We start from the raw sequence: 25820 nt of genomic DNA, 5'->3' as shown, positions 1-25820 counted from the left end.
GTCACTCCTCCTCACAAGCTGCGGGTTGCAGGAATCGGGACAGGACGTTCCGGGTGATTCGCCTGATGTCACCGTCACAGCAGGCGAGGCTGGTCACCCAGTTGACGGATCCGGCGGCGAACACCGCGCCGCCGGATCCGAGCAGTCGCAGGGTCATGTCGGCGCGTACGGCCTGCGCGCCCGAACCGGCCTCCTCGGTGGGGGGCCGGTAGTGGTGGCCGTGGCCGCCCGCGGAGGTCGCGAGCACCAGGGTGTCCGGCGGGGTGCCGAGCTCGGGCGCGGCCCGGTCGATCTCGTCCCCCGCCGCCCCGCCGAGCGCGAGGCCGCAGCAGCCCACCGGGTCGGTCCCGACGCCCTCGAACACCCAGGACGCCTCCTTCCGGTGGCTGTCGGGCAGGCGGGTGTAGCCGGGGGCGGGCCCCCAGCCCTGGGCGGCGAAGCCGACGCCGAGCAGCTCCTGCGGCGCCAGGCCGCGGTGCCGCCAGAGGCCGCCGGGCTCGCCGGTGGAGGTCAGCACGTCCTCGCCGGGCTCGTCGTCCCACCAGTCGCCGACGTGGCCGCGGCGGACCTCGATGGCGTGCGGGTGGCGGGGGTCGACGCCGGTCACCCAGTAGAACCCGTTGCCGCCCAGGTACATGAGCCGGCCGCCGCCGGACACGTACGCGCTGAAGGCCGCGCGTCCGGGGGCGGTGACGTACTCGGGGTGGCTGCCGGTCAGGACGACGCGGTAGGCGGACAGCAGGTCGGCGCCGCCGTCGTGCACGTCCTCGTCGGCCAGCACGTCGAAGGCGAAGCCCGCCGCGCGCAGCCAGCGCAGCAGCAGCAGGTCGGCGGCGAAGTGGCGCGGCGCGCCGGTCATCCACCAGCGGTAGTCGGGGGTGAGGTTGAGCACCGGGCGGCGTCTGGAGGAGTGGGTGACGTGGCCGCCCTCGCGCCGCTGGTCGTACAGGGACAGGCCGAGCTCGCGATGCTCGTTGAGGTAGGCGTCCACCGGGGAGAGCGTGATCACGCGGTCGGTGACCTGCCGGTAGTCGCCGAAGTACTCGGCCTCGCTGGACTGCCGGTGGTTGGCGTAGGCGAGGTAGGTGAACGTGGGCAGGACGACCGCGACCGGGCTCCTGCGCGTCGCGTCCGGCCGCGCCACCACCGGCAGCACGCACGACTGCCCCCGGGTCCGCAGGCGGACGCCGAGCACGGTGGAGCCGGCGTCCTGCGGGACGGTCAGCTCGCACGTCACCGGCCAGCGGGCGTCGTCGAGGTCCTCCGGGCTGACCTGGAGCGCGGTGCGGGCGTCGCCGCCCGGCCCGAGGAGCCCGGCCAGCGGCCGGTTGACGGCGCTCGCGTGGCGCCCGTTGCCGCTGACGTCCGGGACGACGGGCGCGCCGGGGCCGGCGGACGGGTCCCACAGGGCCAGCAGCTCGGGGCCGAGGTGCTTGACCAGTTCGGGACCGGTGGTCAGGTCGGTCAGCGGAACGCGGCCGGGCATGGCGAGCGGGCCTTCGGTCAGCATGGGCAGGGCGATCCGGCCCGCGTACGGATGCTCGTCGCCCGCCCCGATCAGCAGCTCGCCCGACGGGGACGGCAGCGGCAGGCGGGCCCGCCCGGCGCTCACCCCCGTGGCGCGGAAGTCGTTCAGATGCAGCACGGTCATCAGCGGCGCCGCCTCCCACGCCACGGCCAGCAGCGACCACTCCCCCGCCGGGACGGCCGAGCGCAGCCGGCAGCCCATGCTCCCCGACGGCGTCAGCACGGTCGCCTCGGGCCGGCCCTCCTCGTCGAGCGCGAGCAGCAGCCGCCATCCGGCGGCCCCCAGCCGGGCCACGACCTGGCGCGGCCCGAGCCGCTTCGGCCGGATCCAGAGGGCGAGGCCGCCCCTGGCGGGCGTCGGCACCGAGGCCGCCTCCAGCCGGGAGCCGGGCCGCAGGGGCCGCGGCGCGATCGTCACCGGCACGGCCGGGGTCAGGTCGGCCTCCCGGACGAGGTCCACGAGGGTGACGTCGGCGTCCCCGTCCGGGCCGGAGGCGTGCACGGCCAGCGGCTCCCCGGGCGCCGCGGACCAGCGGTCGGCGTACCCCATCAGGCGGGGTGCCCGGTCGACGGCCATCACGCGTCTCCTCGCCGGTAGGGGATGCCGACGTAGGCCGGCATGCGGAGCCGTTGGGCGACCGTGACCAGCACCAGCAGCGTGGTGAGGTACGGCGTGGCGTACACGAGCTGGGTGGGGACCGAGTCGGTGCCCTGGAAGACCGCGAAGGCGGCGGCGCCGAGTAGCGCCAGCGTCGCGGCCGGACGCAGCCGCGTGCGGACGAGCGCGACCGCCGCGACCCAGGCCAGCACGGCCCCGAGCAGCAGCAGCACGTGCACCGCGCTCGCCTGGCGCAGTTGCAGCGCGTCGGCGTAGCCGAACAGCAGCGCCCCCGCCGCCGTGCCGGACGGCCGCCAGTTGCCGAAGATCATGGCGGCCAGCCCGATGAAGCCCCGGCCGCCGGTCTGGCCCTCGCGGTAGACCGTCGAGGAGACGGTGACCAGGTAGGCCCCGCCGAGCCCGGCCAGCCCGCCGGAGACCAGCACGCCGTAGTACCGCATCCGCAGCACCGGGACCCCGAGCGAGTCCGCCGCCGCCGGGTGCTCGCCCGCCGACCGCAGCCGCAGCCCGAACGCGGTCCGCCAGAGCAGCACGAAGCTGACCGGGACCAGCGCGACGGCGACCACGGTGAGCAGCGAGACCTCGTGCAGGAAGCCCCGCACGATCCCGGCGAGGTCGGACACCAGGAAGAACCGGCCGCGCTCCAGCGCGCCGAGCAGGTCGGCCGTGCCCCCGCCGCCCGCCAGGACGGGCACGCTGATCGTGCCGATCGACCCGCTCACCGGCGGCGACTGGGTGGCCCCCGCCCCCGGCAGGCCGCTGAAGGCGATGACCGACATGAACCGGGCCACGCCCACCGCCAGGATGTTGATCGCGATGCCGCACACCACTTGGTCGACCCCGAAGGTGACGGTGACGACCGCGTGCAGCAGCCCGGCCGCGACCCCGCCGAGCGTGCCGGCCAGCACCCCGGCCCAGACGCCGAACCCGTACCCGGCCCAGGCCCCGCAGACCGTGCCGATGATCATCATGCCCTCGATGCCGAGGTTGGCGACGCCCGCCCGCTCGCTCCACAGGCCGCTCAGCCCGGCGAGCCCGATCGGGACCGCCAGCCGCAGCGCCGCCCCCACGACGCCCGACCCGGTGAGCTCGTCGGCGCCGGTGAACACCCTGACCACCGACATCGCCAGCAGCAGGACGAGCGCGGCCCGCCACCACCGGTACCGTCCCGCGCTCATGCGGTCGGCTCCAGCGCCGGGGACGCCTGCTCCCGTACGAGCCGCTCGGCCCGTCGGCGTTCCATCCGCCGCGCCACCTCGTAGGCCACCACGACGCTGAGCACGATGACGCCCTGCATGATCGTGACGATCTCCTTGGGAATGCCCTCGATGTCGAGGATCAGCGCCGAGCGTTCCAGGAACCCGAAGAGCAGGGCGGCCAGCGCGATGCCCGCGGGCGTGTTGCGGCCGAGCAGGGCCACGGCGATCCCGGTGAAGCCCGCGCCGGAGGGGAAGTCCATGCCGTACCGGTAGGTCTGGCCCAGCAGGTCGGGCAGCCCGGCCAGGCCCGCCAGTCCGCCGGACAGCACCATCGTGACGAGGATCATCCGGCGCGGGTCGATGCCCTGGACGCGCGCCGCCACCGGGTTCAGGCCGCCGGCCCTCAGCTCGTAGCCGTAGCGGGTGCGGGTGAGCAGCACGTGCACCGCCACCCCGAGCACGACCGCGCCCAGCGTGGCCGAGCCGAGCTGGTCGCCCGACGGCAGCGTGAGCTGCGGCAGCCGGGCCGACGGCGGCAGCTCCCGCGTCGAGCCCGAGGTGCTGCCGGCGGCGAAGACCTCGGCCAGCAGGTAGGCGACGACGGCGGTGGCGACGTAGTTCAGCAGCAGCGTGGACAGCACCTCCGAGACCCCGCGCCACACCTTGAGCACCGCGGCGATCCCCGCCCACAGGGCTCCGGCCAGCACGGCGACCAGGCAGACGAACGCCAGGTGCAGCGGGCCCGGCAGCCGCACGGCCGCCCCGGCGACCGCCGCGAACAGCGCGGCCACGTGGTACTGGCCCTCGACCCCGATGTTGAACAGCTTCATCCGGAAGGTGACGGCCACCGCGAGGGCGGCGAAGAAGTAGACGGCCGCCCGGTTCACCGCGGAGACGAGCGAGTCCGGCCGGACCCCGAACTCCAGCATCGTCAGGTACGTCCGCCCCGGCGCGGCCCCCACCGCGGCCAGCAGCGCGGTGGCGACCGTGAGCGCGATCAGCAGCGCGAGCGCCGGGACGGCGAGCACGCCCAGCGCTTCCCGGCCCGCCGCCCGCGCCCGGCTCACCGGCTCTCCGCCGGCCTGGCGGGCACCTTGATCTCGCCCGAGACGATCCGCTTGCGCAGCTCCTCCAGCCGCGGCTGGATGTCGGCGAGCTCGCCGCCGCTGGTGGCGTAGCCGACCCCGCCCTCCTTGAGCCCGAACTCGCGCACCCCGGCGATCGGCCGCCCCGCCACCGCGTCCCGGACGATGCTCAGCACCGCGACGTCGAGCTGCTTGGTGGCGCTGGTCAGGATCACCCCGGCGAGCCCGGGATCGACCGTCTTGCGCTGGTCGACGTCGACGCCGATCGCCCACTTGCCGGCCGCCTTGGCCGCCTGGAAGACGCCGAGCCCGGATGCCCCGGCGGCGTGGTAGACGACGTCGGCGCCGCCGTCGTACATGCCGCGGGCCGCCTCCTGGGCCTTGTCGGGGGCGGAGAAGCCGCTGAAGTCGGGCGGCTGGGACATGAACACGCTGGAGAGCTGGATGCCGGGTTTCACCGCGCGGGCGCCGGCCGCGTACCCGGCGAGGAACTTCTCCTGCGGCGGCGTCTGCACCCCGCCGACGAAGCCGATCTTCCCGCTGGCGGACTTGAGCGCGGCCGCCGCGCCGACCAGGTAACTGGCCTGCTCCTCGCGGAACACCACGTTGGTGACGTTGGGCAGCTTCACGGTGGCGTCGTCGATGATGACGAACTGGGTGCGGGGGAAGGCGGGGGCGACCTTGGCCAGCGGCTGGGCGTAGAAGAAGCCGACGGCCAGCACCGGGTTGTGGCCGGTCTGGGCCAGCAGCCGCAGGATCTCCTCCAGGTCGGACCCGGCGGCGTTGGGGCTGAGCTCCTTGGCCGCGACGCCGAGCTCGGCCTTCGCGCGGTCGACGCCGGCCCCCACCGAGTCGTTGAAGGATCTGTCGCCGCGCCCGCCGCGGCTGAAGGCCACGCCGACCGAGGTGGCGCCCTTCTTCCCGGCGGCGGGGCTGACGGCGGTGCAGGCGGCGAGCGAGCACAGCGCCGCGAAGAGTGCTAGGACGCGGACGAGCACAGGGGCAACGGCTAATCGGGGCACTGGGGCACCTCTCAGACGGGACGCCCGCGCCCGGCGCGGGCCCTGGCGGCCTGCCTCCGCAGGCCGATCCTGGCCGGTGCGTTCCCGGCTCCAGCGACCATCATGAATACTCGTCAGACAAGCGTCAATACTTCTCTGAGAAATCGGCCGTGGCGTGCCGTTCCAGCCACGCGGCCACCCCGTCGTCGTCGTTGGAGGCGGTCACCTCGCCCACCGCGCCGAGCACGGCGGGATGGGCGTTGGCCACCGCCACCGCGGTTCCTGCCCAGGTCAGCATGGGCAGGTCGTTCGGCATGTCGCCGAAGGCGATCACGTCGGCGCTGCCCAGGCCGAGCCGGGACGCCATCGACTCCAGGGCCGCGGCCTTGGTCACGCCGGACCGCATGACCTCGCAGAACACGTCGGCCGAGATGGTGACCTCGCAGCCGGTCAGCAGCCCGCGCACGGTCTCGTAATACTGGCGGGCGGCGCCTTCGAGCTGGACCATGAGCTTGCCGACGTCGTGCCGGTCGATCTCGTGCTCCAGGCGGGGCACCCGGCGCGCGTCGCGGGCCAGCGGCTCGGGCAGGTGGAAGGCGTCCTCCAGGAGCAGTTCGAGGCGGCACTCGGCGCCCAGGCGCACGCCGGGGAACCGGTCGCGCAGCAGGGCCAGCGTCGCGGCGAGCGGCTGCCGGTCCAGCGGGCGGTAGTCGACCACCTCCTCGCTGCCGAAGTCGAAGGTGATCGAGCCGTTCCCGCAGACGGCGACGGCCGCGTGGTCCAGGGCCGCGGCCACCGGACGGGTGTCGCGGACCGGCCGCGCGGTCGCGATGACGAACACGTGCCCGGCGGCGCGGGCCCGGCGCACGGCGGTCCTGGTGCGCTCGGAGACCTGGCCGCGGGAGTCCAGGAGCGTCCCGTCGAGGTCGCACACGATCATCCGGCGGCTCACGGCGTGACGTCCTTCCCGACGCGCGACTCGATGACGTCGAGCGCCCCGGCGGCCAGGATGCCGCCGATGGTCTCGGCCAGGCCGCGCCGGGCCGCCAGCCCCTGCACGACCACCAGGCTCTCGGTCAGGCCGGTGCCGGCCCGCCAGGACCGTTCCGGCATCGACCCGGCGACCCGCGGCAGGTCGCGCGTGGTGGTGCGCACGGTCAGCAGCACGTGGGCCGCTCCCCCGTCGACCGAGGCCAGCAGCCGCGCGACCCGCTGGATCGCGGCGCGTCTGCGGGCGTCCCGCCAGGCGGCGGGGCTCGCGACGACCTGCGGGAGGCAGGTGCGCAACGTGGCGACGACCCGCAGGTCGTGCTCGTCCAGGGCGGAGCCGGGGCCGTCGGTCTCGATGACGGCGTCGGCCAGCTCGGGGACCTTGGCCTCCGTGGCGCCGAACGACGGGACGATCCGTACCGGCAGCGGCACGCTCTGGAAGAACTGCCGGGAGATCTTCGGGAAGCCGGTCGCGACCCGGGCCCCGGCGGGCAGGCCGGCGGCGTCCACGGCGGGATGCCCGGCGGGGACGGCGAGCACCAGCCGCCAGGGCGGCACGCACCCGCTCGCCTCGACCAGCTCGACCTTCGCGCCGGTCTCCTCGATCCAGTCGGTGCCGGTCACGCCGAAGTCGAAGACGCCTCGCTCCACCGCGAGCGGGATCTCGCGCGGCTTGTGGAAGGCCACGTCGACGCCGCCGTCGTAGGCGATGCTCGCCCGGTAGCTGCGCTCGGACGGCCGGCGCACCTCCAGCCCGGCCGCGGCGAACAGGTCGAGGACGGGACGCTCCAGGAACGTGCCCTTGGGCAGCGCGAGCGAGACCATGCAGTCCTCCTCGGAACAGGGGGACCGGCCCCCGGCGACTGGGCGTGCGGCGCGCACCGGCAAGCGTTCCCGTCCGGCCGGGCGGGGGCAAGTGAACCATGGTGGTGGCCGAAGGTTGACTTCGCTTCCTGACCAGTGTTCGCGATGATGGAAAAGGGGGGGTTCACGGGAGAGGAAACGACGAGTGTCCACATGCCTGACCCTCCTGCCCGCCGTAGACGTGCGCGGCGGCCGGGCCGTCCGCCTGCTGCGCGGCGAGTCCGGATCCGAGACCTGGTACGGCGACCCGCTCGACGCGGCGCTGGCCTGGCAGGACGCGGGCGCCGACTGGGTGCACCTGGTGGACCTGGACGCCGCCTTCGGCACCGGCTCCAACCGGGCGCGGATCGCCGAGGTCGTCGGCGCCCTGGACATCCCGGTCGAGCTGTGCGGCGGCGTGCGCGACGACGCGAGCCTGGCGGCGGCGCTGGCCACCGGCTGCGGCCGGGTGGTGCTCGGCACCGGCGCGCTGGAGCGTCCTGCGTGGGTGGCGGAGGTCATCGCCCGGCACGGCGACCGGGTGGCCGTCGAGCTGGACGTCTGGGGCACCACCGTACGCAGCCACGGCTGGACCCGCGACGCCGGCGAGCTGTACGAGACCCTGGCCCGCCTCGACGCGGCCGGCTGCGCCCGGTACGTCGTCACCGACATCGCCAGGGACGGCACCCTCGGCGGCCCCAACCTGAAGCTGCTGCGCGACGTCTGCGCCGCCACCGGCCGGCCCGTCGTCGCCTCCGGCGGCGTCTCCAGCCTGGACGACCTGCGCGCCGTCTCCTCCCTGACCCCGCTCGGCGTCGAGGGCGTGGTCGTGGGCAAGGCGCTGTACGCCGGCCGGTTCACCCTGCGACAGGCCCTGGACGCGGTACGCAAACCGGAGTCCTAGACCGGCCGCATGGCCAGCGCGCGCAGGGCCAGCTCGACCATGCCCGAGCCGGGCGACTCGGCGGCCAGGCGGCGCAGGGCGTCGCCGTCCAGCCAGCGGGCCTCGTCGAACTTGTCCTGCTCGATCGCGGGCCGGGTCAGGTCGCCCTCGACCGTGGCCAGCACGTCGATCTCGCGGCGCAGGCCGCCGTCGCCGCCGGTCCAGTCGAAGACGTCCACCAGGCCGCCCACCCGCAGCAGCCGCCAGCCGGTCTCCTCCGCGATCTCCCTGGCCAGCGCCGCGCACAGCGTCTCGCCCCGCTCGACGTGCCCGCCGACGATGTCCCAGCAGCCGGGGAAGAGCCGCACGTGGGCCGCCCGCCGTTGCAGGAACACCTCGCCGAGCGGGTTGAACAGCACGGCGCCGACCACGCAGCGCACGCCCGTGGCGGACGCCTCCCGCTGGATCGGCTCGAACTCCGCCGGATGGGGGGCGCAGGTCATGCGGTCTCCTGGTGCGCGTAGTAGGTGGCGTAGAGCTCGGCGAACGGGCCGTCGCGGCGCAGCAGCTCGTCGAACCGGCCCTGCTCGGCGATCTCGCCGCCGTGCAGCACGAGGACGCGGTCGGCGCGCCGGATGGTGGACAGCCGGTGGGCGATCACCACGACCGTGCGGCCCGCGCACAGCCGGGCCAGCGCGTCCTGGATGCCGCGCTCGGTCAGCGGGTCGACGCTGGCGGTCGGCTCGTCCAGTAGCAGGATGTCCGGCTCGCGGACGAACATCCTGGCCAGGGCGATGAGCTGCCGCTGCCCGACCGACACGCCCTGACCGCCGGCGGCCAGGCGGTCGTCCAGGGACATCGGCATGCTGCGGTCCCACACGCGGTGGCCGATCCGCTCGACGGCCCGGACGACGTCGTCGCGGCCGGCGCCGGGGCGGCCGTAGGCGATGTTCTCGGCGAGCGTGCCGGCGAAGATGAACGGGTGCTGCGGGACGACGCCCACCCGCCGCCGGTAGGCCCGCAGGTCCAGGGTGCGGATGTCGCGGCCGTCCACCAGCAGCTCGCCGCCCTGGAAGTCGTAGGCGCGGGCGATCAGCTTGGCCAGCGTGGACTTGCCGCCGCCGGTGTGCCCGACGACCGCCACCGTCTCGCGGGCGGCGAGGCGCACGTCGAAGTCGCGGAACACGGCGGCGCCGGAGCCGTACCGGAAGTGCAGGCCGCGCGCCTCGATCGCGCCGGTCAGCTCGGTCACCGGCTCGTTGCCGCTCTGGACGACGGCGTGGTCGCTGTCGATCAGCGCGAACACCCGCTCGGCGGCGGCCAGCCCCTGCTGGAACAGGCTCCAGAACGAGGCGGCCTGGGTGACCGGCTGCCAGAGCATGCCGAGCGCCTGAAGGGCGAAGTACCACTCGCCCGCCGAAAGCCTGCCGATCGCCGCGAACCGCCCGCCCTGGTACAGCACGACCGCCGTGGCCAGGCCCGCCAGCAGCGTCAGGACCGGCAGGATGACCGCGTAGATGAGCCCCTGCCGGACGTAGACCCGGTACGACAGCCGGTTGACGTCGTCGAAGTCGTCGTGGACGGCCCGCTCGCGGCCGAAGCTCTTGGCGACCGCGATGCCGAGCATGGTCTCGTGCACGTTGGCGTTGACCTTGGCCATCACCCGCCGCGTGGCGGCCGCCGCCGTGCGGGCCACCCGGCGGAAGGCCAGGGCGGTGCCCAGCAGGAACGGCAGCGCCGCCAGGATGACCAGGCCGAGGCCGGGGTCGATCCAGAACACCACGCCGCCGAGCAGCACCACCAGGAAGAGCTGGCTGATCAGGTTGAGGGTGAGGGTGAGCACCGAGCCGAAGCCCTCGGTGTCGCCGGTGACCCGGCTGAGCACCTTGCCGACCGAGTTCTCGTCGTAGAAGGCGACGTCCTTGGCGAGCGCGGCGTCGGCGGCCTCGCACTGCAGCCGGTAGACCATGCCGCCCACCAGCCGCGCGGTGATCGCCTGGCGGGCCCAGTTCATCGCCCAGGCCAGCACCGCCGCCGCGACCACGAACAGGCACAGCAGCAGGCCGGGGCCGCTGCCGCCGCCGGCCTGGTCGATCAGGCGGGAGACGACGATCGGCACGGAGGCGGTCAGCAGCACCGAGCCCGCGACGAGCAGGGCCGAGCCGATCATGCCGGCGCGGTGGGCGCGCAGCTGCCGCAGGATGCGGGCCAGCAGGCGGCGGTTGCCGTACACGCGGTCGTAGGCGTCGGCGTGCAGGCCCGCGAACAGGTCGCTCACGGGCGCCGCCGATCCTGGGCGTCAGCCACTGTAGATCTCCCGGTAGAGCGCGCAGCGCGCCATCAGTTCGTCGTGCGAGCCCTGGTCTACGACCCGGCCGCCGTCCAGCAGCAGGATGAGGTCGGCGCGGCGGATCTGGCCGGGGCGGTGCGAGACCAGCACCGTCGTGCGGCCCGCCGTCGCGCGCTCGATCGCCTCGGTGATCGCCGATTCGGTACGGGCGTCCACGGCGCTGGTCGCGTCGTCGAGGGTGAGGATGCGCGGCTCGGTCAGCAGGGCCCTGGCGATGGCCAGCCGCTGCCGCTGCCCGCCGGACAGCGTCGTGCCGCCCTCGTTGAGCACGGTGGCGTAACCGTCGGCCATCCCCTGGACGAACTCGTCCGCGCACGCCTGCTTGGCGACGCGCAGGACGTCCTCGTACCCGGCGGCGTGCGGGGCGCCGAAGGCGATGTTGTCCAGCACGCTCTTGGAGAACAGGAAGATCTCCTGGTCCACGTGGCCGATCTGGCGGCGCAGCGCGCCGGGCTCCCACTCGCGCACGTCCCGGCCGTCGATCAGCACCCGGCCCTCGGTGGCGTCGTACATGCGGTTGACCAGTTTGATCAGCATGCTCTTGCCGCTGCCGGTGGGGCCGACGACGGCGAGGGTGCGGCCGGCGGGCAGGTGGAAGGAGACCTCGCGCAGGATGTCTCGGCCCTCGTGGCGCAGCGACACCCGGTCGAAGGTGATCGTGCCCTCGACGGCGGCCGCGGTGCCGCGGGTGTCCTCGCGCTCGCCGGGGGCGCCGTCGATGATCTGCCGCATGCGCGCGGCGGCCGCGAAGCCCTCCTGGATGACCGGCACGGCCTGCTCGGACATGGTGACGGGCTGCGCGAACAGCAGCAGCCAGCCGAGATAGGTCACCACCTGGGACAGCGCCAGCTCGCCCTGCGAGTAGAGGTAGAGCGAGTGCAGGGAGCCGGTCACCATGGCGAGGGCGAAGCTCAGCGCGGGCAGGTAGACCGCCTGCGCCCGGCCGCGCCGGACGAAGGCGTCCCGGTAGGCGGCGGCGGCCGATCTCAGGGCGTGCCGCTCGAAGTCCTCCTGCGTGGCGGCCTTGACCGTGGCGATGCCCGACAGCGTGGTGGAGAAGCGTTCGTTGAGGTCGGCGAAGGTCTCGCGGGTGCGCATGACCAGCGGGTAGAGCCGGCGCAGGTGGTAGCGCAGCGCGTAGGCGAAGACCAGGACCAGCACGCCGGGGGCCAGCAGCAGCCGCGGGTCCAGCGACGCGATGAACAGGATCGGCACCAGCAGGGCCAGCACGCCGTTGGCGGCGGTGGCGGCCCCGGGGCTGAGCATGTAGTCGACGAGCCTGGCGTCGTTGATGGCGCGGGCCAGGATGTCGCCGATGCGCTGCTGGTCGTGGAAGGCCATGCGCTTGGTCAGCAGGCTGCGGTACAGCTCGTCGCGCACGTCCCGCTTGACGCGCTGGGCGACGACCTCCATCGAGCCGTTCGACAGCAGGTCGGCGACGAACCGGCCGGCCGCCAGCAGCGCCGCCGCCAGCGCCGCCACCCCGACCGCGCCGAGGTCGTGGCGGGGGCCGGTGGCCTCGGCGAACGCCGCGCCGACCTGCACGGGGACGAGCGTGGAGCACAGGCTCGCCGCCGCGGCGGCCACGGTGAACAGCAGCAACGACGGCCGGTGCCGGCGCAGGTGACCGGCGATCCACCGGCCCACCCCCCGCGATCCGGCCCGATCCCGCGTGGCGGCCGGATCCCGCGTGGCGGCCGGATCAGGTGACCCGGCCGGATCCCGCGACGCGACCGGCCGCCCGCCCGCGGCCGGTCGCGCCCGCTCGGTCATTCCTCCCCCTCCTCGTCGGCGGCCCGGCCTAGGCCGAGGCCCGGACGGACCCGGTCAGCAGGCCGAGGCCGTTCGTCGCGGCGGTGTTGAGCTCGGCCATCACCCGGTCGCACAGGGCGGAGGCGGCCAGCGCGTCGGAGACCGACGGCACGCCCTTGACCGGAGGACGGCCGCCCGTCTGGGGCTCGGCCGACCGCTGCGCGCAGGCGTCCACGAACGCCTGCAGCTCGGGCCCGAAGCCGCTGCGCCCCCACCCGTGGTCCAGGTTGCGGGTGGCGTGCAGCTCCTGGCCGTACGGCACGCCGTCGGACAGTTCGAGCGTCACCCGTTCCAGCGACGGCGCGCTGTACCGGCTGCCGTCCATGCCCTGGACGGTGACGCCCACCATGAACCGCTTGACGTGGTTGCCCATGCGCAGCGTGGACAGCGAGCCGTCGTGGTGCCGCAGGAACAGGTTGATCTGGAACCGGTCGGCGTCACTGGCGATGGCGTGCGCGTCCACCTGGACGACCGGCGACGGCACGAACCAGCGGGCCAGGTCGAGGGCGTGCACCCCGTTGTGCCGGATCCACGCCTCCAGGGTGGTGTCCACCCCCCACTGCGGCGCGGACGGGTGGCGGCTGTAGAAGTCGATGGTCACCGAGCACGGCGTGGCCCGGATCTCCTCGCTCAGCTCGTGCAGCCGCTGCAGGGTCTCGGCGTAGCGGAAGTTGAAGCCCACCTGGACGTGCCGCCCGCTGCGCCGCACCACGTGCTCCAGGTCCTGGAGCGCGGGCGTGGACGGCCCGGCCGGCTTCTCGACGAAGCAGTCCACGCCGCGCTCGGCGAGCTGCCGGACCAGCAGGTACGACGGCTCCGGCGGGACCGCCAGCACGGCGGCGTCCACCATCTCCAGGTCGAGCTCGTCCACCGAGGAGACGCAGGTCGCGCCGCCGGCCAGCGACTGCACGTCGGCGGCCAGCGACAGGTCGGGGTCGACGCAGGCCACGACCTGGTGGCCGCGGATGCGTTGCAGGAACGGGAACAGGTTCTGCTGCATCTGGCGGCCGCAGCCGACCAGGGCGAGGCGCAGGAGGTCAGCCACGGCCGGCCCCCGCGGGCGCGCTCCACGCCTCGAACGCCTGCCGCACCCGGTCGCGCAGGTCACCCCAGTCGATGTCGCGGTGGGCCAGGCACACGAAGGACGGGTGCCCTTCGAGCAGCAGGATGCCGACCCCGGCCAGCTCGGCCAGCAGCGACTCGCGCCGCTCCTTGTCGCCCAGCAGCCCCACGTCGTGGTAGACGAGCTCGAACATGCCGCCGCCGAGCACCGGACGGGCGCCCACCAGGGCCTCGACCCCGGCGTCCGCGGCGGCCGCGGTGAAGGCGGCGGCCACCTGCGTGCCGATCCGGCCGAGCTCGGTCCAGCCGTCCGGCGAGTCGCCGACGGGCTTCTCCAGGATGTCGCGGGTGGCCAGCGCCGCGTAGACGGCGATCATCTCCTTGGAGAACGTGCCGCTCAGCCGGGCCTTCTCGGCCAGCGCGAGCAGGTCGGCGTCGCCGGCCAGGATGCTCAGCGGGGCGCCGTTGGCCAGCGCCTTGCCGATCACGATCAGGTCGGAGCCGAGGGCGTTGTCGTGGTCGTAGCCGAGGGGCGAGATCCGGCCGCCGGTCTTGGTCTCGTCGAAGACGGTGAGCAGGCCGGCCTCGCGGCACATGGCGACGGCCTGGCGCAGCACGTCGGCCGTGGTGAAGGAGGCCAGGTAGGCGTCGAAGACGAAGCAGCCCAGCCGGCCGCGGTGCCGTTCCAGCAGCTCGGCGAGGGATTCCAGGCGCAGGTCCACCCAGTTGGCCACCGGCTCGGACTCGCCGACGCCGCGCATGCCGTCGGTGTAGCGCAGCTTCTCCCGCAGCGGGGAGTGCAGCGGCTCGTGCCACTTGAGCGAGTCGGCGATCTGGGAGTCGTGCCAGCCGACGTAGCCGCTGCGGATGACGCCGAGCCGCCCGGTGCGCATCGCGGCCAGCCGGAAGGCGGCGGTGACCGCCTCTGAGGCGGTCTTGAAGAACGCGCCGCGGTCGCCGGGCCGCTCGCCGAGCAGCCGGTCGAGGTATTCCTGGTGGAACGTGGTGTAGCCCGGCAGCATGACTCCGTTGCCGAGATAACCGCAGAGAATTTCGTTGAACTGGGCGTCCGCGTGACCGATTATCACGGGGCCATAACCCATGACGAAATCGATGTACGGTACGCCGTTCGCGTCGGACACCTCGCCCCGCCGCCCCCGCGAGAACAAGAGCTGCTGCCCCGCGGACCTGAACTTACGCGTGATCTTCGAGTGAGCTATGCGCTCATATTCCGACAACGATCCTCCCCCCATTGGGATTCTAATTAGGCTCGGAATTTCAATTTCTGAAGACAGTACCGTCCGGTCGCCGGGACCCGTCAAGTACTCTTTCTTCCAGTGCTCCGGGCAAGGGCGGACGACATATCAAGACCGCGAGAGCCACGTCAAGTGCTCCTTTTTCCAGGGTCACGCCGCCTTGACAGCGAGGTGCCCGCAATATCAAGTTGTGTGGGCCATTGTCGGCGGATGGAGGCGACGTGGATAACGGATCAGATCCGGGAACTCCGGCCGGCCGGGGCGAGCCGGATATCGTCGGGCGCAGTAAGCGTCTGTGGCTGCTGCCCGAGGGGCGGTGCCTGGTGCAGATAATCCCCAGCCTGCGCAGTTTCACGTACCACCGCGATGAAATCGTCGAGCGCACCGGGCCGCTCCGGCTCGATTTCTACGAAAGGGCGGCGGCCCGGCTGGCCGACGCCGGCGTGCCGTGCGCGTTCCGGGAACGCGTCTCGGCCGACTCGTACGTGGCCGACTACTGCCCGGCGCCGCCGTTCGAGGTGATCGTGAAGAACCGGGCCACCGGATCGACCACCCGCAAGTACCCCGGCCTGTTCGAGGACGGGGCCCCGCTGCCGCGCCCGGTCGTGAAGTTCGACTACCGGACCGACCCCGAGGACCAGCCGATCGGCGAGGACTACCTGCGGGCGCTCGGCCTGCCGGTGGAGGAGATGCGCGAGCTGTCCCTCGCCGTCAACGACGTGCTGCGGTCCTGGCTGCGCCCGCTGGAGGTGTGGGACTTCTGCCTCATCTTCGGCCGGACGGCCGACGGCGGGCTGACCGTCATCTCCGAGATCTCCCAGGACTGCATGCGCCTGCGCCACCAGGACGGCTCCCCGCTGGACAAGGACCTGTTCCGGGACGGCGTGGCGGGCGAGGAGATCGTGAACCAGTGGAGCCGCGTCCTCGATGTCATCACATGAGACCCCGGCCGCGCTGGTCACCGGCAGCAACCGGGGCAGCGGGCGGGCCATCGCCGAGGAGCTGCGCGAGCGCGGCTACCGCGTCTTCTCCCTGAATCGCTCGCTCACGGGCGAGGACTGGCTCGGCGAGCACAGGTGCGATCTGGCGGACCCGGCGCAGATCGCGGAGGCGACCGCCCAGGTGCTCGGCGCGGCCGGCCGGCTCGACGTCTGCGTGTCCAACGCGGTGGACCGGGTGCTCGACCCGATCGCCGACCTGCGCGCCGAGGACTGGGAGCGGCTGGTCGCGATCAACCTGAGCGCCTGCTTCCACCTGCTCAAAGCCGTCCTGCCGGCGTTGCGGGCCGCCGGCGGGATGTTCGTCGCCATGGGCAGCCACGCCGGAACGCGGTACTTCGAGGGCGGGGCCGCCTACAGCGCCACCAAGGCCGGGCTGAAGGCGCTGGTCGAGACGCTGCTGCTGGAGGAGCGCCGCAACGGGGTGCGCGCCTGCCTGGTCTCGCCGGGCGCCATCGCCAACCTCGACGGCGACGGCTCTCCGCACAAGATGAGCACCCGGTCGGTGGCCCGCTGCGTGGCCACCATCGTCGACTCCTGGCCGGACGACCTCGTGGTGGGCGAGATCGAGGTGCGGCCGTCCTCCCTGCCCGAGCCGCCCGTCGTCGGCATCGACCGGCTGCTGCACGTGTGACCCCGCCGCCCCGCCGTCCCCGCCGCGCCCGTCAGGAGGAACCATGATCTCGCTCGCCCTGCCGAAGGGCTCGCTGGAGCGGCGGGCCCTGGAGCTGTTCGCGACCGCTGGGCTGCCCGTACGGCGGCGCTCGGACCGCTCCTACCGCGGCACGGTGGACCACTCCGGCGTGTCGCACGTGGCCTTCTACAAGCCGCGCGAGATCCCCCTGGTCGTCGGCGACGGCACCTTCGACCTCGGGCTGACCGGCGCCGACTGGGTGGAGGAGACCGGGGCCGAGGTCGAGGTGGTGGAGTCGTTCGACTACTCCAGGAACACCGAACGGCCGTGGCGGCTGGTGCTCGCGGTGCCGTCCGGCCATCCGGCCCGCAGCGCCGCCGACCTCGACGACGGCGTCAGGGTGGCCACCGAGTACCCGAACATCGGCCGCCGCTTCTTCCGCGAGGCCGGACGCCGGGCCGAGGTGGTCGTGTCCTACGGCGCGACCGAGGCCAAGATCCCCGAGCTGGCCGACGCCATGATGGACGTCGTGGAGACCGGCCACTCGCTGCGCCAGAACGACCTGCGCGTCATCGAGACCGTGCGGACCTGCGGCGCGCAGCTCGTCGCCAACCCGGCCGCCTACGCCGACCCGGCCAGGCGCGGCGTGATCAGGAACGTCGCCCTGCTGCTGCGCGCCGCCTGGGTGGGCCCGGCCCACGTGCTGCTGACCGTGCGCGCCCCCGCCGACCGGCTGGCCGAGGTGGTGCCCGCGATGCCGGGCCGGTCGTGGCGCGCGGGCGCCGACCTCGCGGACGGGACCATGGTCGTGCTCCAGGGCGTCCTGCCCAGGCGGGAGGTGCCCGAGACGATCGACGCGCTGCTGTCGGCCGGGGCCGTCAACGTCACCGAGTCGGGCATCGGCATCTTCGCCACGGGGGAAGCGGGTTGATCGGCGCCGCCGGCATGGCGAAGATCGGACGTGGGAACCCTGGCCCGCGGAGCGCAGTGCGAAGGAGACTCATGGACCCCCGGTCGGCGGCGAAGATCACGGAGGCGTCCCCGCGGCGCTCCCCCTGGCTGACGATCCTGCTCGTCTACGTCGGCGGGGTCGTCGGCGCGATGAGCCTCGGCAAGTTCTCCTCGGTCGGGCCCGCGATGGCGGCCCAGCTGGGGCTGTCGCTGTCGGAGCTGGGCTGGGTGATCTCGGCGGTGGTCGGCGTCGGGGCCGCGGTCGGCCTGCCGGCGGGCTATCTCGTCCGCCGCTTCGGCACCGGGCGGTCGCTGGTCACCGGGCTGGTCCTGATCGCGGCGGCGGGCGCGGCGAGCATGGCGGCGAACGACTTCGCCTGGCTGCTCGTCGCCCGCGGCGTCGAGGGCGTCGGCTACGTCCTGGTCACCATCTCCTGCCCGGCGCTGATCCTGCGCCTGGCCCACGAGCGCGACCGGGGCACCGCCCTGTCGGTCTGGGCGACGTTCGTCCCGGTCGGGCTGGGGGCCAGCACGCTGGCCGGCGGCGCGGCCGGCGACGCGCTGGGGTGGCGCGGCTGGACCGGCCTGATCGCCGGGCTGACGCTGCTGGTCGCCGCGGTGACGTGGGCGCGGCTGCCGCGCGGCGGCGCGGCGCAGGCGGCCGGGCCGGTGCCCCGGGCGCGGGCGCTGACCTGGCCGGGCGTGCTGGCCGCGGCCTTCTGCCTGACGGCGCTGGTGACCATCCCGGTGATCGTGCTGCTGCCCACGCTGCTCATCGAGCAGTACGGCCGCTCGGCCGCCGCCGCGGGCGCGCTCACCTCGGTGATCTCGCTGCTCGGCGTGGCCGGCGGGCTGGCGGTGGGCGTCCTGCTGCGCAGGGGCGTACGGGTCGGCGTGCTGGCCCTGTCCGGTTTCCTCGTCGTGCCGGCCGCCTGGATCCTGTACGCCGGCGGCTCCGCCGGGGGCGCGCTCACCGGCGCGGGCGTCATCTCCATGGAGAACGGCTTCCTCGGCGCCCTGGTCTTCGCCGCGCTCCCCCTCATCCTGGAGCGCCTCGACCACGCCGACGTCGGCAACGGCGTCATCGCCCAGGCCGGCAGCCTCGGCTCCCTGCTCGGTCCCCCGCTGTTCGGCCTGGTGGCGAGCGAGCTCGGCTATCGGGCCCTGATCCCCGTCATCGCCGTCGGCATCGTCGCCGCCGTCGGCGCCCTGCTGCTGATCGGCCGGCGGGCGGCCCGGCCGCTCCCAGCCGCCGACTGACCCGGCGAAGGGCCGGGAGCCCATCGCGGGATACGCAGGAAGGTGCGACCATGCGCGGACACGACCCGCTCGACGACACCGAACAGGCCCTGCTGCCCGCCCCGGCCCGGGGCCTGGCGGTCGCGCTGCTGCTGATCGCCGTGGCGGGCGTGTCGATGTTGCTGGTGTTCGGGCCTGGCGCGCAGCAGCCGGGGCATCCGGCGGCGCCGGCCGCGCCCGCCGGGGTGCCGCCCGCCCAGTCGATCCTGCGGCTGTTCCTCGCTGTGGCGGTCATCGGCGGGCTGGCCTCGCTGGGCGGCGTCCTGGCGCGCCGGGCGGGCCAGCCGTCCGTGGTGGGGCAGATGGTGGCCGGGCTGCTGCTCGGGCCGTCCGCGCTGGGCTCGCTGGCGCCGGGGGTGTCCGCGCTGATCCTGCCCGGCTGGGTCGCGCCGCAGCTCGAACTGCTGGCCCAGGCCGGGCTGGCGGTCTTCATGTTCACGGTGGGGCGGGAGTTCGACCCGGCCGCCCTCGGCCGGCAGCGCGTGGTCGTGGGGGTCGCCGCGTTGGCGATGACGGCCGTGCCGTTCGCCCTGGGAGCGGTCGCGGCGGTCCCGTTCGCCGACGCGCTCGCCGGGCCGTCGGCGTCGGGCACGGCGTTCGTCCTGTTCGCCGGGACGGCGTTGAGCGTCACCGCGTTCCCCGTGCTGGCCAGGATCCTCCAGGAGGCCGGGCTGACCGCCACCCGGCTGGGCTCGCTGGCGATCCTGTGCGCGGGGCTGGCCGACGTGCTCGCCTGGTGCGCGCTGGCCGCGGTGATCGCCCTCGCGCACGCCGGCTCCCCGGCGGGCGTGCTGACCTCGCTGGGGCTGGCCGCCGCCCTGGTCCTCGCCGTGACCCTCGTCGTACGCCCCGCGCTCGCCGCCCTGGCGGCCCGGCACGCCGCCCGCCGGCTGCCCGCTCCGGCCGCGCTCGCGCTGGTCCTGGGCCTGATCTTCGCCCTGGCGGCGGCGACCGACGCCATCGGCGTGCACGCCATCTTCGGCGCCCTGCTGGCCGGGGTGGCCTTCCCCCGCGACGCCCCCGTGCTCGGCGCGGTGCCCGAACGCCTGGGCTCGCTCAACCGCGCGATGTTGCTGCCGGTGTTCTTCGCCTCGATCGGGCTGCGCACCGACGTGCATCTGGCGTTCGGCCATCCGGTGGTGCTGCTGGGCGGGGCGGTGCTGCTGGTGGCCGCCGTCCTCGGCAAGCTGGGCGCGGCCGGGGTGATCGCCTGGGCGGGCGGCATGCCGGGGCGACTCGCGCTCGGGCTCGGCGTGCTCATGAACGCCCGTGGCGTCACCGAGATCGTCGTGCTCAGCACCGGGCTCGGCATGGGACTGATCGCGCCCGGCACGTTCACGGTGCTCGTGCTGATGGCCCTGATCACCACCATGATGACCGCGCCGGCCCTGCGCCGCCTCGGCCTCTACGCCCCGGCCAGGGCCGAGCCGCGGACGCCGCAACCGGCCTGAGCCGGCCGCGGCGTCCTCATGGCGGCGTCCTCATGGTGGGGCCCTCATGGCGGGGCCCTCATGGCGGGGTCAGTAGACCTCGCCCCGGTTGTTCACGAGCTCGTCGAGCATCGAGGTGGTGTCGGACCAGCGCCCGGCCGCCGCGCCGCCGGGCGGCAGGGCGAGGGTGGCGAAGGCGTACCTGACCGCCTCGCCGACCGTGCGCACCCCGAGCCGCCGGACGAGCGGCGAGTCGAGCCGGGTGCTCGCGTTGACCTGCCGGGCCGCCAGGTCGAGCAGCGTGGCCAGCAGCTGGAACCGGACGGGCCCCGGTTGCGGGCCGCCGGCCGACAGCGCGGCGACGGCCTCGGCGTCGGCCAGCTCGCCGTCCGCCTGGCTGTCGAAGCGCTGGTCGGTGGCCTGGACACGGGCCAGGAACTCGGCGGTGCGAGCCTCCTGGTGCGTCTTCCAGTAGCCGTGCGAGCGCGGGTCACGGGTCGGGGCGACCTCGGTGACGGTCGTCGTGGCGGACGCCGTGGCAGGCTCGTAGACGCAGCCGTTGGCATTCCGGTACGCGGCGGCCGCCGTGTCGGGCAGCTCGGCGCCCTTCGTGAACAGCAGGCCGGGCCGGGCCGTGAACCCCACGGACACGTCCGCGCCGGGGTCGAGGGGGCCGAGCGTCCAGGTCAGGGTGGTGGTGCCGTCCGGGTTGCGGATGACCGTCCCGGGCCGGGGGCCGGTGCCGCGGTCGAGCGCGCTGCTGTAGTAGACCTCCTTGGGCAGCGTGTCGGTGAGGACGACGCCGGTGGCCCTGCCGCTGCCGACGTTGGCCGCCCGCAGCCCGACGATCATCGCCTCGCCGGCGTTCACCGTGGCCGGGGCGGTCTTGGTCAGGGTGAGCCGCGGCGCGTGCACGGTGGTGGCGGCCTTGGCGGTGTTGTCGCCCGTGTCGGCCTCGGGGCCGCCGGCGGTGTCCGTCGCGGTGGCGGTGGCCGTGTTGGTCAGGACGGCCGCGTCGGCCGTGTCGCACGGCACCGTGTAGGTGAACGTCTCGGTCGTGGACCGTCCGGCGCCCAGGTAGGGAACCTGGCGGGCCTGGGCCGGCCCGGTGGGCGGAGTGTCGGTCACGCCGACGGAGGCCGCCGGGCCGGTGCCGACGTTGTCCAGCTTCACCTGGTAGGTGAGGGTGTCGCCGGGTTCGGCGTCGCGCTTGTCGACGCTCTTGGCGGTGACGATGTCGGGGTCGTAGAGGTTGAAGAACGACATCTCCTGCCGTACGGCGGCGGTGAAGTCGAGCTCCTTCTCCGGCTCGCCGCCCGAGCCGCTGCACGTGGGCGCGGAGACGGGGAAGCTGCTGCAGGCCCAGCCCTTGGCGTCGGGCGAGAGCGCGGCCCGGTACTTGACGGCGGCCCAGTCGTCGTGGTCGCGCAGGGTCGTGCTGCCGCCGCTGGCGTTGACGTCCACGTTCACCGTCCCCGTGTCGATGAGCGGGGCGCCGGTGCCGGGGGCGGTGTTGTCGTTCCAGTTGATCGGCGCGTTGCCGGCGGCCGAGCGAAGCGGCCGGAACGTGCTGGTGGGGTTGGCGAGGTTGTCGGTCCACCAGAAGGTGTGGTCGGTGCCGTCGCCGATGCCGGCGGACTCGTTCAGCGTGCCCTCGGCGAGCGGGGGCAGGCGGCCGCTGGAGTAGCCGACCCGGATCGCGCCGATCTTCCAGTCCCTGAGCTGGTTGACCAGCAGCGGCGGCGGGCCGGTGGGGATGCCCGACTGGAAGAAGTAGTTCATGACGCTGAGGTAGTTGGGCTTCCACTGGTCGTTGACGTCGCCGCCGTGCCGCAGGCCCAGGGCGTGCCCGAGCTCGTGCATGATGGTCCCGGCCTGGTCCTGGACGGTGCCGACCTCGGCGTCGTCCCGGCCGGTCCCGACGGTGAGCACCTGCCGGTCGGTCGGGTCCGCGCTGGTGGTGTCGCACGTACGGTCCGGGCCCACGTGGATCTGGGTGCCGATCACCACGTCGTCGCCCGCCGCGGTGGTCTGGAGCCGGCCGTCGCCGCCGTAGTCCACGCCGAAGTCGGCCACGCACATCGTCCGCCACGAGCCGAAGGTGACGATGAAGTCCTTGTTGTTGTCCCTGGTGGGCTCGCAGCACTGCCCCGACGTGCCCGGCGACGTCGAGCTCCCGGTCGCGGTGGTGACGACGAGGTCGTGGGCGAAGATCGCGTAATGGGCGTACCTGGCCAGCTCGGCGGGGAAGTCGGCGGTGCGCGCGTCGCGGAAGTCGCTGTCGTCGGCCAGGCCCATGGCGACCTGCTCGGGCAGTTGCGTGCCCTGGAGGTAGACGAAGTCGACGCCGTCCCGGTGCGTCCCGGGGTACGGGCACGGGTTCTCGGCCTTGACCGGCGCGGCGTCGAAGGCGTTCCGGACCAGGGTGATCGCGTCCGGCTTGGGCCGGTGGGAGTGCCTGGCGTCGGCCATGTAGTCGGCCTGCAGCACGATCGTCTTGCGGCACGGGTCCGCGCCGAGCGCCGGGAGGTCGGCGATGACCCCGCCGTTCCGGTCGCGGATCCCGGACAGCTCGACGAGGTCGGGGATGCCGTCGTGGTCGGTGTCGGGCATCACGGTGGAGACGGTGAAGCCGATCCTGGTCTTCCTGCCGTCGTTGTCCCTGGGGAAGCCGTGGTCGCCGTCGCCCTCGGCGCACGTCTGGCCCTTCTGCCGCCCCTGGGAGTCGACGCACGGCGTGCCGAACTGCACGCCGTCGCCCGACAGGGTGCCCGAGCGCACGTCGTAGACGAGGTCGAGGTCGAGGTCGTCGTTCTGGGGGCTGATGTCCATGCGGTCGTCGTTGGTGTTGAGGCCGCCGTCATAGTCCCAGAGGGCGACGGTGATGTTCACGGTCGGCTGGTCGCCGGGCAGGTCGGACTTGGTGAAGACCCAGCCGCCCGGTGCCTCGGGCAGGCCGAGGGGCTCGAACTCGTCGTCCTCGATGCGCGGGCCCGTTTCGAGCGGGCCGTCGGCGATCCTGACCTTCGGGTAGTAGTCGCCGTCGCCGACGCCGCCGCTGTCCGGGTCCTCGATCTGGCGGAGATAGTCGATGGAGAAGGTCAGCGAGAAGCCGGGGACCGCGGCCGACGCCGGCGTGGCCAGCGCCGGGATCAGGGCGGCGACCAGCACGCCGATCGCGGCGAACGAGAGCCGCCCGCGCCACCGCGCCGACCCTTTCCGCCCGGTTCTCATGCCATGTGTGACGCTCACGGTGGTTCCTCCTGGGGTGTCGCTCTGAGGAGGATCGTCCGCGCGCGCTCCCATGGCCGCATGAGTAACGGCTACTCAGCCCGCCGGACGGCGGTGAGCACCAGGACGTCGTAGTGGACGGTGAAGGCGCCGCCCGCCGCGTCGATCGCGGCCCCGATGCCCGCCAGCAGCGCGCTGCGCCGCTCCGGCGGCAACCCGGTGACCGGGCCGTGCGTGGGCACCTGCGCCAGCCACTCGTCGCGGGTGTAGTCGCGCTCCCACGCGTAGTCCCACCGCTCGGGCGCGCCGAACGCGCCCGATGCCCGGACGCCGTCGGCGATCTTGTCGAGCAGCGACGTGTACATGCCCACGGCGGGGCCGGCCTGGCCGAGCGCCGGCAGGTCGGGCAGCACCCGGCGGTAGACCTCGGCGAAGGGCTCGGCCAGGGCGTCCGGCGTCTGGAAGACGTTCCAGAACAGCGCCAGCCTGCCCGCGGGCCGCAGCACCTGGGCCGCCTTGGCCGCGCCCGCGACCGGGTCGATCCAGTGCCAGGTCTGGCCGGCGACGACCGCGTCGAACGTGCGCCCGGCCGGGTCCCAGGACTCGAAGGCGGACACGTCCACCTCGATGCCGTCGCGCCGGGCCAGGTCGGCCATGCGCGGGTCCACGTCCACGCCGGAGACCCGGCAGCCGGCCGCCTGGAACTGGCGGGCCGCGATGCCCGTGCCGATGCCGACGTCGAGCACGTCGGGGCCGGGGCTCGACCCGGCGATCCGGGCCACCATCTCCTCGGGGTAGCGGGGGCGGGTGCGGTCGTAGCGGTCGGCGTCGGCGCCGAAGGACTCGGCCATCCGCCGATGCAGGTGCGGCTCGTTCTCGGAGGTGTTAGTGGGCATGCGCCCACTCTAATGGGCACGTGCCCACTCGTCTACCCTGAACGGGATTCGCCGAGAAAGGAGACCGGCCCGGTGCCCACCGGCATAGCCCTCCGCGACGTGCGCGAACAGCTCTTCGACGCCGCCGAGCGCATCCTGCTCCGCGGCGGGCCCAACGCCCTGACCAGCCGCGCGGTCACCACCGAGGCGGGCTGCGCCAAGGGCGTGCTCCACCGCCATTTCGCCGACTTCGACGCCTTCCTCGCCGAGCTGGTGACCGACCGCATCCGCCGCGTCGAGGCCCAGTCCGCCGCCCTGCGGGCCAGCGCCGGCACCGGCACCGTCGCGGGGAACCTCACCCTCGCGCTGCTGGAGCTGTTCGGCTCGGTCGCCGTGGCCGTCGTCAGTCTCGTCATCTCCCGCGACGGCCTGCGCGCCCGCCTGCGCCAGGCCGGGTCGGCCGGGCTCCCGCTGCTCGGCGAGGCCACGACCATGATCGCCGCCTACCTCGCCGCCGAGCGCGAGATGGGCCGCATCGCGGTCGACGCCGACGTCGACGCCCTCGCGCTCACCCTGATCGGCAGCGCCCACCTGCTGTTCGCCGGCCGCGAGGACGACCCGCCCGACGCCGCCGTCGTCGAGTGGATCGTCACCACGGCCATCGCCGACGCCGTCCAGCGCCGCCTGCTCTGAACCCCCGCCTCACCGGGCCGCGGCCGCCCCCAGGGCGATGGGCCACACGACCAGCAGGTACGCCTCCGACGGCTGGTTCGACGGCGTCGGCCGGTCCCGGCGACGGCCGTGGACGCGCAGGCCGTACCGCCCGGCGCCCTGGGGCGTCAGGTCGATCGGCCCGTCGGCGACGCCTCGCACGCGCATCACGCCGGTGGTGGTGACGAACTCGACCTCCTCGCTCTCCTCCCAGCCTCGGGCGGCCGCCGCGGGCGGGCCGTCCTGCCAGTTCACGTGCAGGCCGACGCGTCCCGCGCGCTTGGCCGTACGGATGAGCAGAGAGTCGGGGGCGACGGCGACCAGCCCGTCCGGCAGCGGCGGCGGGACGGCGGTGTCCTGGAAGGGGTTGACGATCCGGATCCGGTGGTCGGCGGTCCCCACCGTGACCCGTACCGGATGCGGCAGCGCGGGCCGCTCGTCCCGGCCCGACGCCTTGCGGCCGCGCTCCGAGTGCGGGAGGCCGTGCTCGCGCGTCCATCGCCGGATCTCGGCCGACTTGTCGGGCAGGCCCAGCTCCTCGGCGACCCCGATGCCGAGCCTCGCCGCCGCCTCCGGCCCGGTCTCCACCGGCCAGACGGTCACCAGGTAGAACTCGAACGGCACCTTCGGCACCGCGGCCGGGTCGACGTCCCGGCCGCGGGCCTGCACGCGCATGCCGTAACGGCCCGGCCCCTGGGGTGTCAGGAGGGGCAGGGCGTCCGGCGGGGAGTGCATCATGCCGGACAGGCGCACCTCGCCGGTGAAGGTGACGAGCTCCACCTCCTCGCTCTCGTCCCAGCCCTCGGGGTCGAGGGGCGGGGCGGTCTCGGCCAGCCGTACGGTCACGTCCACGACGCCGGTGTGGATGCCCGTCCGGATCACGGCGGCGCCGGGCGCCGAGGCGGTCAGTCCGTTGGGTACGGTTCCCGGATGGGCGCGGCCCGGCTCGCCGACCACGATCTGGTGATAGGTGACGTGCACGTCGGCCCTGGCTCGGGCGGGAGGTAAGTGGATCACCCCTGGAAGCCTAGGCCCGGCCGCCCGGACGTGGCCCGTGGGAGGGA

At 74.0% G+C, this 25820-nt stretch carries 21 protein-coding genes; 7 read left to right on the top strand and 14 right to left on the bottom strand.

The window, feature by feature from the left end; genetic code table 11:
• Position 1: 1 nt before the first annotated feature.
• The 6 genes from ACIBQ6_RS26620 to hisG (ACIBQ6_RS26595) all read right to left on the bottom strand — a co-directional run bounded on the left by ACIBQ6_RS26620 (position 2) and on the right by hisG (ACIBQ6_RS26595) (position 7246).
• Complete coding sequence (locus ACIBQ6_RS26620; RefSeq protein WP_397215120.1) at positions 2 to 2104, bottom strand: N,N-dimethylformamidase beta subunit family domain-containing protein; 2103 nt, start codon at positions 2102 to 2104, stop codon at positions 2 to 4.
• The gene (locus ACIBQ6_RS26615; RefSeq protein WP_397215118.1) at positions 2104 to 3324 is read right to left on the bottom strand and encodes an ABC transporter permease; all 1221 of its coding nucleotides are present in this window, start codon (positions 3322 to 3324) and stop codon (positions 2104 to 2106) included. The genes ACIBQ6_RS26620 and ACIBQ6_RS26615 overlap by 1 nt, the downstream gene beginning before the upstream one ends.
• Entirely contained in the window at positions 3321 to 4412 is a 1092-nt protein-coding gene (locus ACIBQ6_RS26610; RefSeq protein WP_358283115.1) for an ABC transporter permease, read from the bottom strand. Before ACIBQ6_RS26610 ends, ACIBQ6_RS26615 begins: the two co-directional genes overlap by 4 nt.
• Positions 4409 to 5428 (bottom strand): BMP family protein, encoded by a 1020-nt coding sequence (locus tag ACIBQ6_RS26605; RefSeq protein WP_397215116.1) that lies wholly within the window; start codon positions 5426 to 5428, stop codon positions 4409 to 4411. Before ACIBQ6_RS26605 ends, ACIBQ6_RS26610 begins: the two co-directional genes overlap by 4 nt.
• 148 nt (positions 5429 to 5576) lie before the next feature.
• Positions 5577 to 6383 (bottom strand): HAD family hydrolase, encoded by an 807-nt coding sequence (locus ACIBQ6_RS26600; protein ID WP_397215114.1) that lies wholly within the window; start codon positions 6381 to 6383, stop codon positions 5577 to 5579.
• The gene (gene hisG / locus ACIBQ6_RS26595; protein ID WP_397215112.1) at positions 6380 to 7246 is read right to left on the bottom strand and encodes an ATP phosphoribosyltransferase; all 867 of its coding nucleotides are present in this window, start codon (positions 7244 to 7246) and stop codon (positions 6380 to 6382) included. The genes ACIBQ6_RS26600 and hisG (ACIBQ6_RS26595) overlap by 4 nt, the downstream gene beginning before the upstream one ends.
• Positions 7247 to 7430: 184 nt before the next feature.
• Between hisG (ACIBQ6_RS26595) and priA the strand changes: the two genes are divergently transcribed.
• Positions 7431 to 8168, top strand: a complete 738-nt coding sequence (gene priA / locus ACIBQ6_RS26590; protein WP_358283107.1) for a bifunctional 1-(5-phosphoribosyl)-5-((5-phosphoribosylamino)methylideneamino)imidazole-4-carboxamide isomerase/phosphoribosylanthranilate isomerase PriA — start codon at positions 7431 to 7433, stop codon at positions 8166 to 8168.
• Here priA and ACIBQ6_RS26585 read toward each other — a convergent pair.
• The 5 genes from ACIBQ6_RS26585 to ACIBQ6_RS26565 are packed head-to-tail and all read right to left on the bottom strand — an operon-like array spanning position 8165 to position 14624.
• A complete protein-coding gene (locus ACIBQ6_RS26585) occupies positions 8165 to 8650 on the bottom strand; it encodes an NUDIX domain-containing protein (protein ID WP_358283105.1) in 486 nt (161 codons plus the stop codon). The genes priA and ACIBQ6_RS26585 overlap by 4 nt on opposite strands.
• On the bottom strand, positions 8647 to 10425 hold the full coding sequence (locus ACIBQ6_RS26580) for an ABC transporter ATP-binding protein (RefSeq protein WP_358283103.1): 1779 nt from the start codon (positions 10423 to 10425) through the stop codon (positions 8647 to 8649). The genes ACIBQ6_RS26585 and ACIBQ6_RS26580 overlap by 4 nt, the downstream gene beginning before the upstream one ends.
• 21 nt (positions 10426 to 10446) lie before the next feature.
• On the bottom strand, positions 10447 to 12270 hold the full coding sequence (locus tag ACIBQ6_RS26575; RefSeq protein ID WP_397215109.1) for an ABC transporter ATP-binding protein: 1824 nt from the start codon (positions 12268 to 12270) through the stop codon (positions 10447 to 10449).
• Positions 12271 to 12298: 28 nt separating this feature from the next.
• Positions 12299 to 13354, bottom strand: coding sequence for a Gfo/Idh/MocA family oxidoreductase (locus ACIBQ6_RS26570; protein WP_352349616.1), 1056 nt, complete (start codon positions 13352 to 13354; stop codon positions 12299 to 12301).
• Positions 13347 to 14624, bottom strand: coding sequence for an aminotransferase class III-fold pyridoxal phosphate-dependent enzyme (locus ACIBQ6_RS26565; RefSeq protein ID WP_397215106.1), 1278 nt, complete (start codon positions 14622 to 14624; stop codon positions 13347 to 13349). The genes ACIBQ6_RS26570 and ACIBQ6_RS26565 overlap by 8 nt, the downstream gene beginning before the upstream one ends.
• Before the next feature lie 224 nt (positions 14625 to 14848).
• Here ACIBQ6_RS26565 and ACIBQ6_RS26560 point away from each other — a divergent pair, with 224 nt between their 5' ends.
• From ACIBQ6_RS26560 to ACIBQ6_RS26540, 5 genes are all read left to right on the top strand, one after another.
• Complete coding sequence (locus tag ACIBQ6_RS26560) at positions 14849 to 15568, top strand: phosphoribosylaminoimidazolesuccinocarboxamide synthase (RefSeq protein ID WP_352349612.1); 720 nt, start codon at positions 14849 to 14851, stop codon at positions 15566 to 15568.
• Positions 15555 to 16259, top strand: a complete 705-nt coding sequence (locus ACIBQ6_RS26555) for an SDR family NAD(P)-dependent oxidoreductase (RefSeq protein WP_358283094.1) — start codon at positions 15555 to 15557, stop codon at positions 16257 to 16259. The genes ACIBQ6_RS26560 and ACIBQ6_RS26555 overlap by 14 nt, the downstream gene beginning before the upstream one ends.
• Positions 16260 to 16302: 43 nt before the next feature.
• The gene (hisG, locus tag ACIBQ6_RS26550) at positions 16303 to 17190 is read left to right on the top strand and encodes an ATP phosphoribosyltransferase (RefSeq protein WP_352349608.1); all 888 of its coding nucleotides are present in this window, start codon (positions 16303 to 16305) and stop codon (positions 17188 to 17190) included.
• Between the two features lie 71 nt (positions 17191 to 17261).
• Positions 17262 to 18470, top strand: coding sequence for an MFS transporter (locus ACIBQ6_RS26545; RefSeq protein WP_358283090.1), 1209 nt, complete (start codon positions 17262 to 17264; stop codon positions 18468 to 18470).
• A gap of 50 nt (positions 18471 to 18520) precedes the next feature.
• A complete protein-coding gene (locus tag ACIBQ6_RS26540) occupies positions 18521 to 19960 on the top strand; it encodes a cation:proton antiporter (RefSeq protein WP_397215103.1) in 1440 nt (479 codons plus the stop codon).
• Positions 19961 to 20029: 69 nt separating this feature from the next.
• On the opposite strand, the gene ACIBQ6_RS26535 is transcribed toward ACIBQ6_RS26540, so the two are convergent.
• Together ACIBQ6_RS26535 and ACIBQ6_RS26530 are read right to left on the bottom strand one after the other, a co-directional pair.
• A complete protein-coding gene (locus ACIBQ6_RS26535; protein ID WP_397215101.1) occupies positions 20030 to 23191 on the bottom strand; it encodes a hypothetical protein in 3162 nt (1053 codons plus the stop codon).
• A gap of 71 nt (positions 23192 to 23262) precedes the next feature.
• On the bottom strand, positions 23263 to 24066 hold the full coding sequence (locus tag ACIBQ6_RS26530; RefSeq protein ID WP_397215099.1) for a class I SAM-dependent methyltransferase: 804 nt from the start codon (positions 24064 to 24066) through the stop codon (positions 23263 to 23265).
• A gap of 72 nt (positions 24067 to 24138) precedes the next feature.
• Here ACIBQ6_RS26530 and ACIBQ6_RS26525 point away from each other — a divergent pair, with 72 nt between their 5' ends.
• Positions 24139 to 24738 (top strand): TetR/AcrR family transcriptional regulator, encoded by a 600-nt coding sequence (locus ACIBQ6_RS26525; protein ID WP_397215097.1) that lies wholly within the window; start codon positions 24139 to 24141, stop codon positions 24736 to 24738.
• Between the two features lie 9 nt (positions 24739 to 24747).
• On the opposite strand, the gene ACIBQ6_RS26520 is transcribed toward ACIBQ6_RS26525, so the two are convergent.
• A complete protein-coding gene (locus ACIBQ6_RS26520; RefSeq protein WP_397215095.1) occupies positions 24748 to 25773 on the bottom strand; it encodes a hypothetical protein in 1026 nt (341 codons plus the stop codon).
• Positions 25774 to 25820: the final 47 nt, after the last annotated feature.

The sequence above is a fragment of the Nonomuraea sp. NPDC049655 genome (assembly GCF_044465465.1).
Taxonomy (GTDB): domain Bacteria; phylum Actinomycetota; class Actinomycetes; order Streptosporangiales; family Streptosporangiaceae; genus Nonomuraea.
Note: the sequence above shows the minus strand (reverse complement) of the source record. Positions and strands in the feature narration are given on the sequence as shown.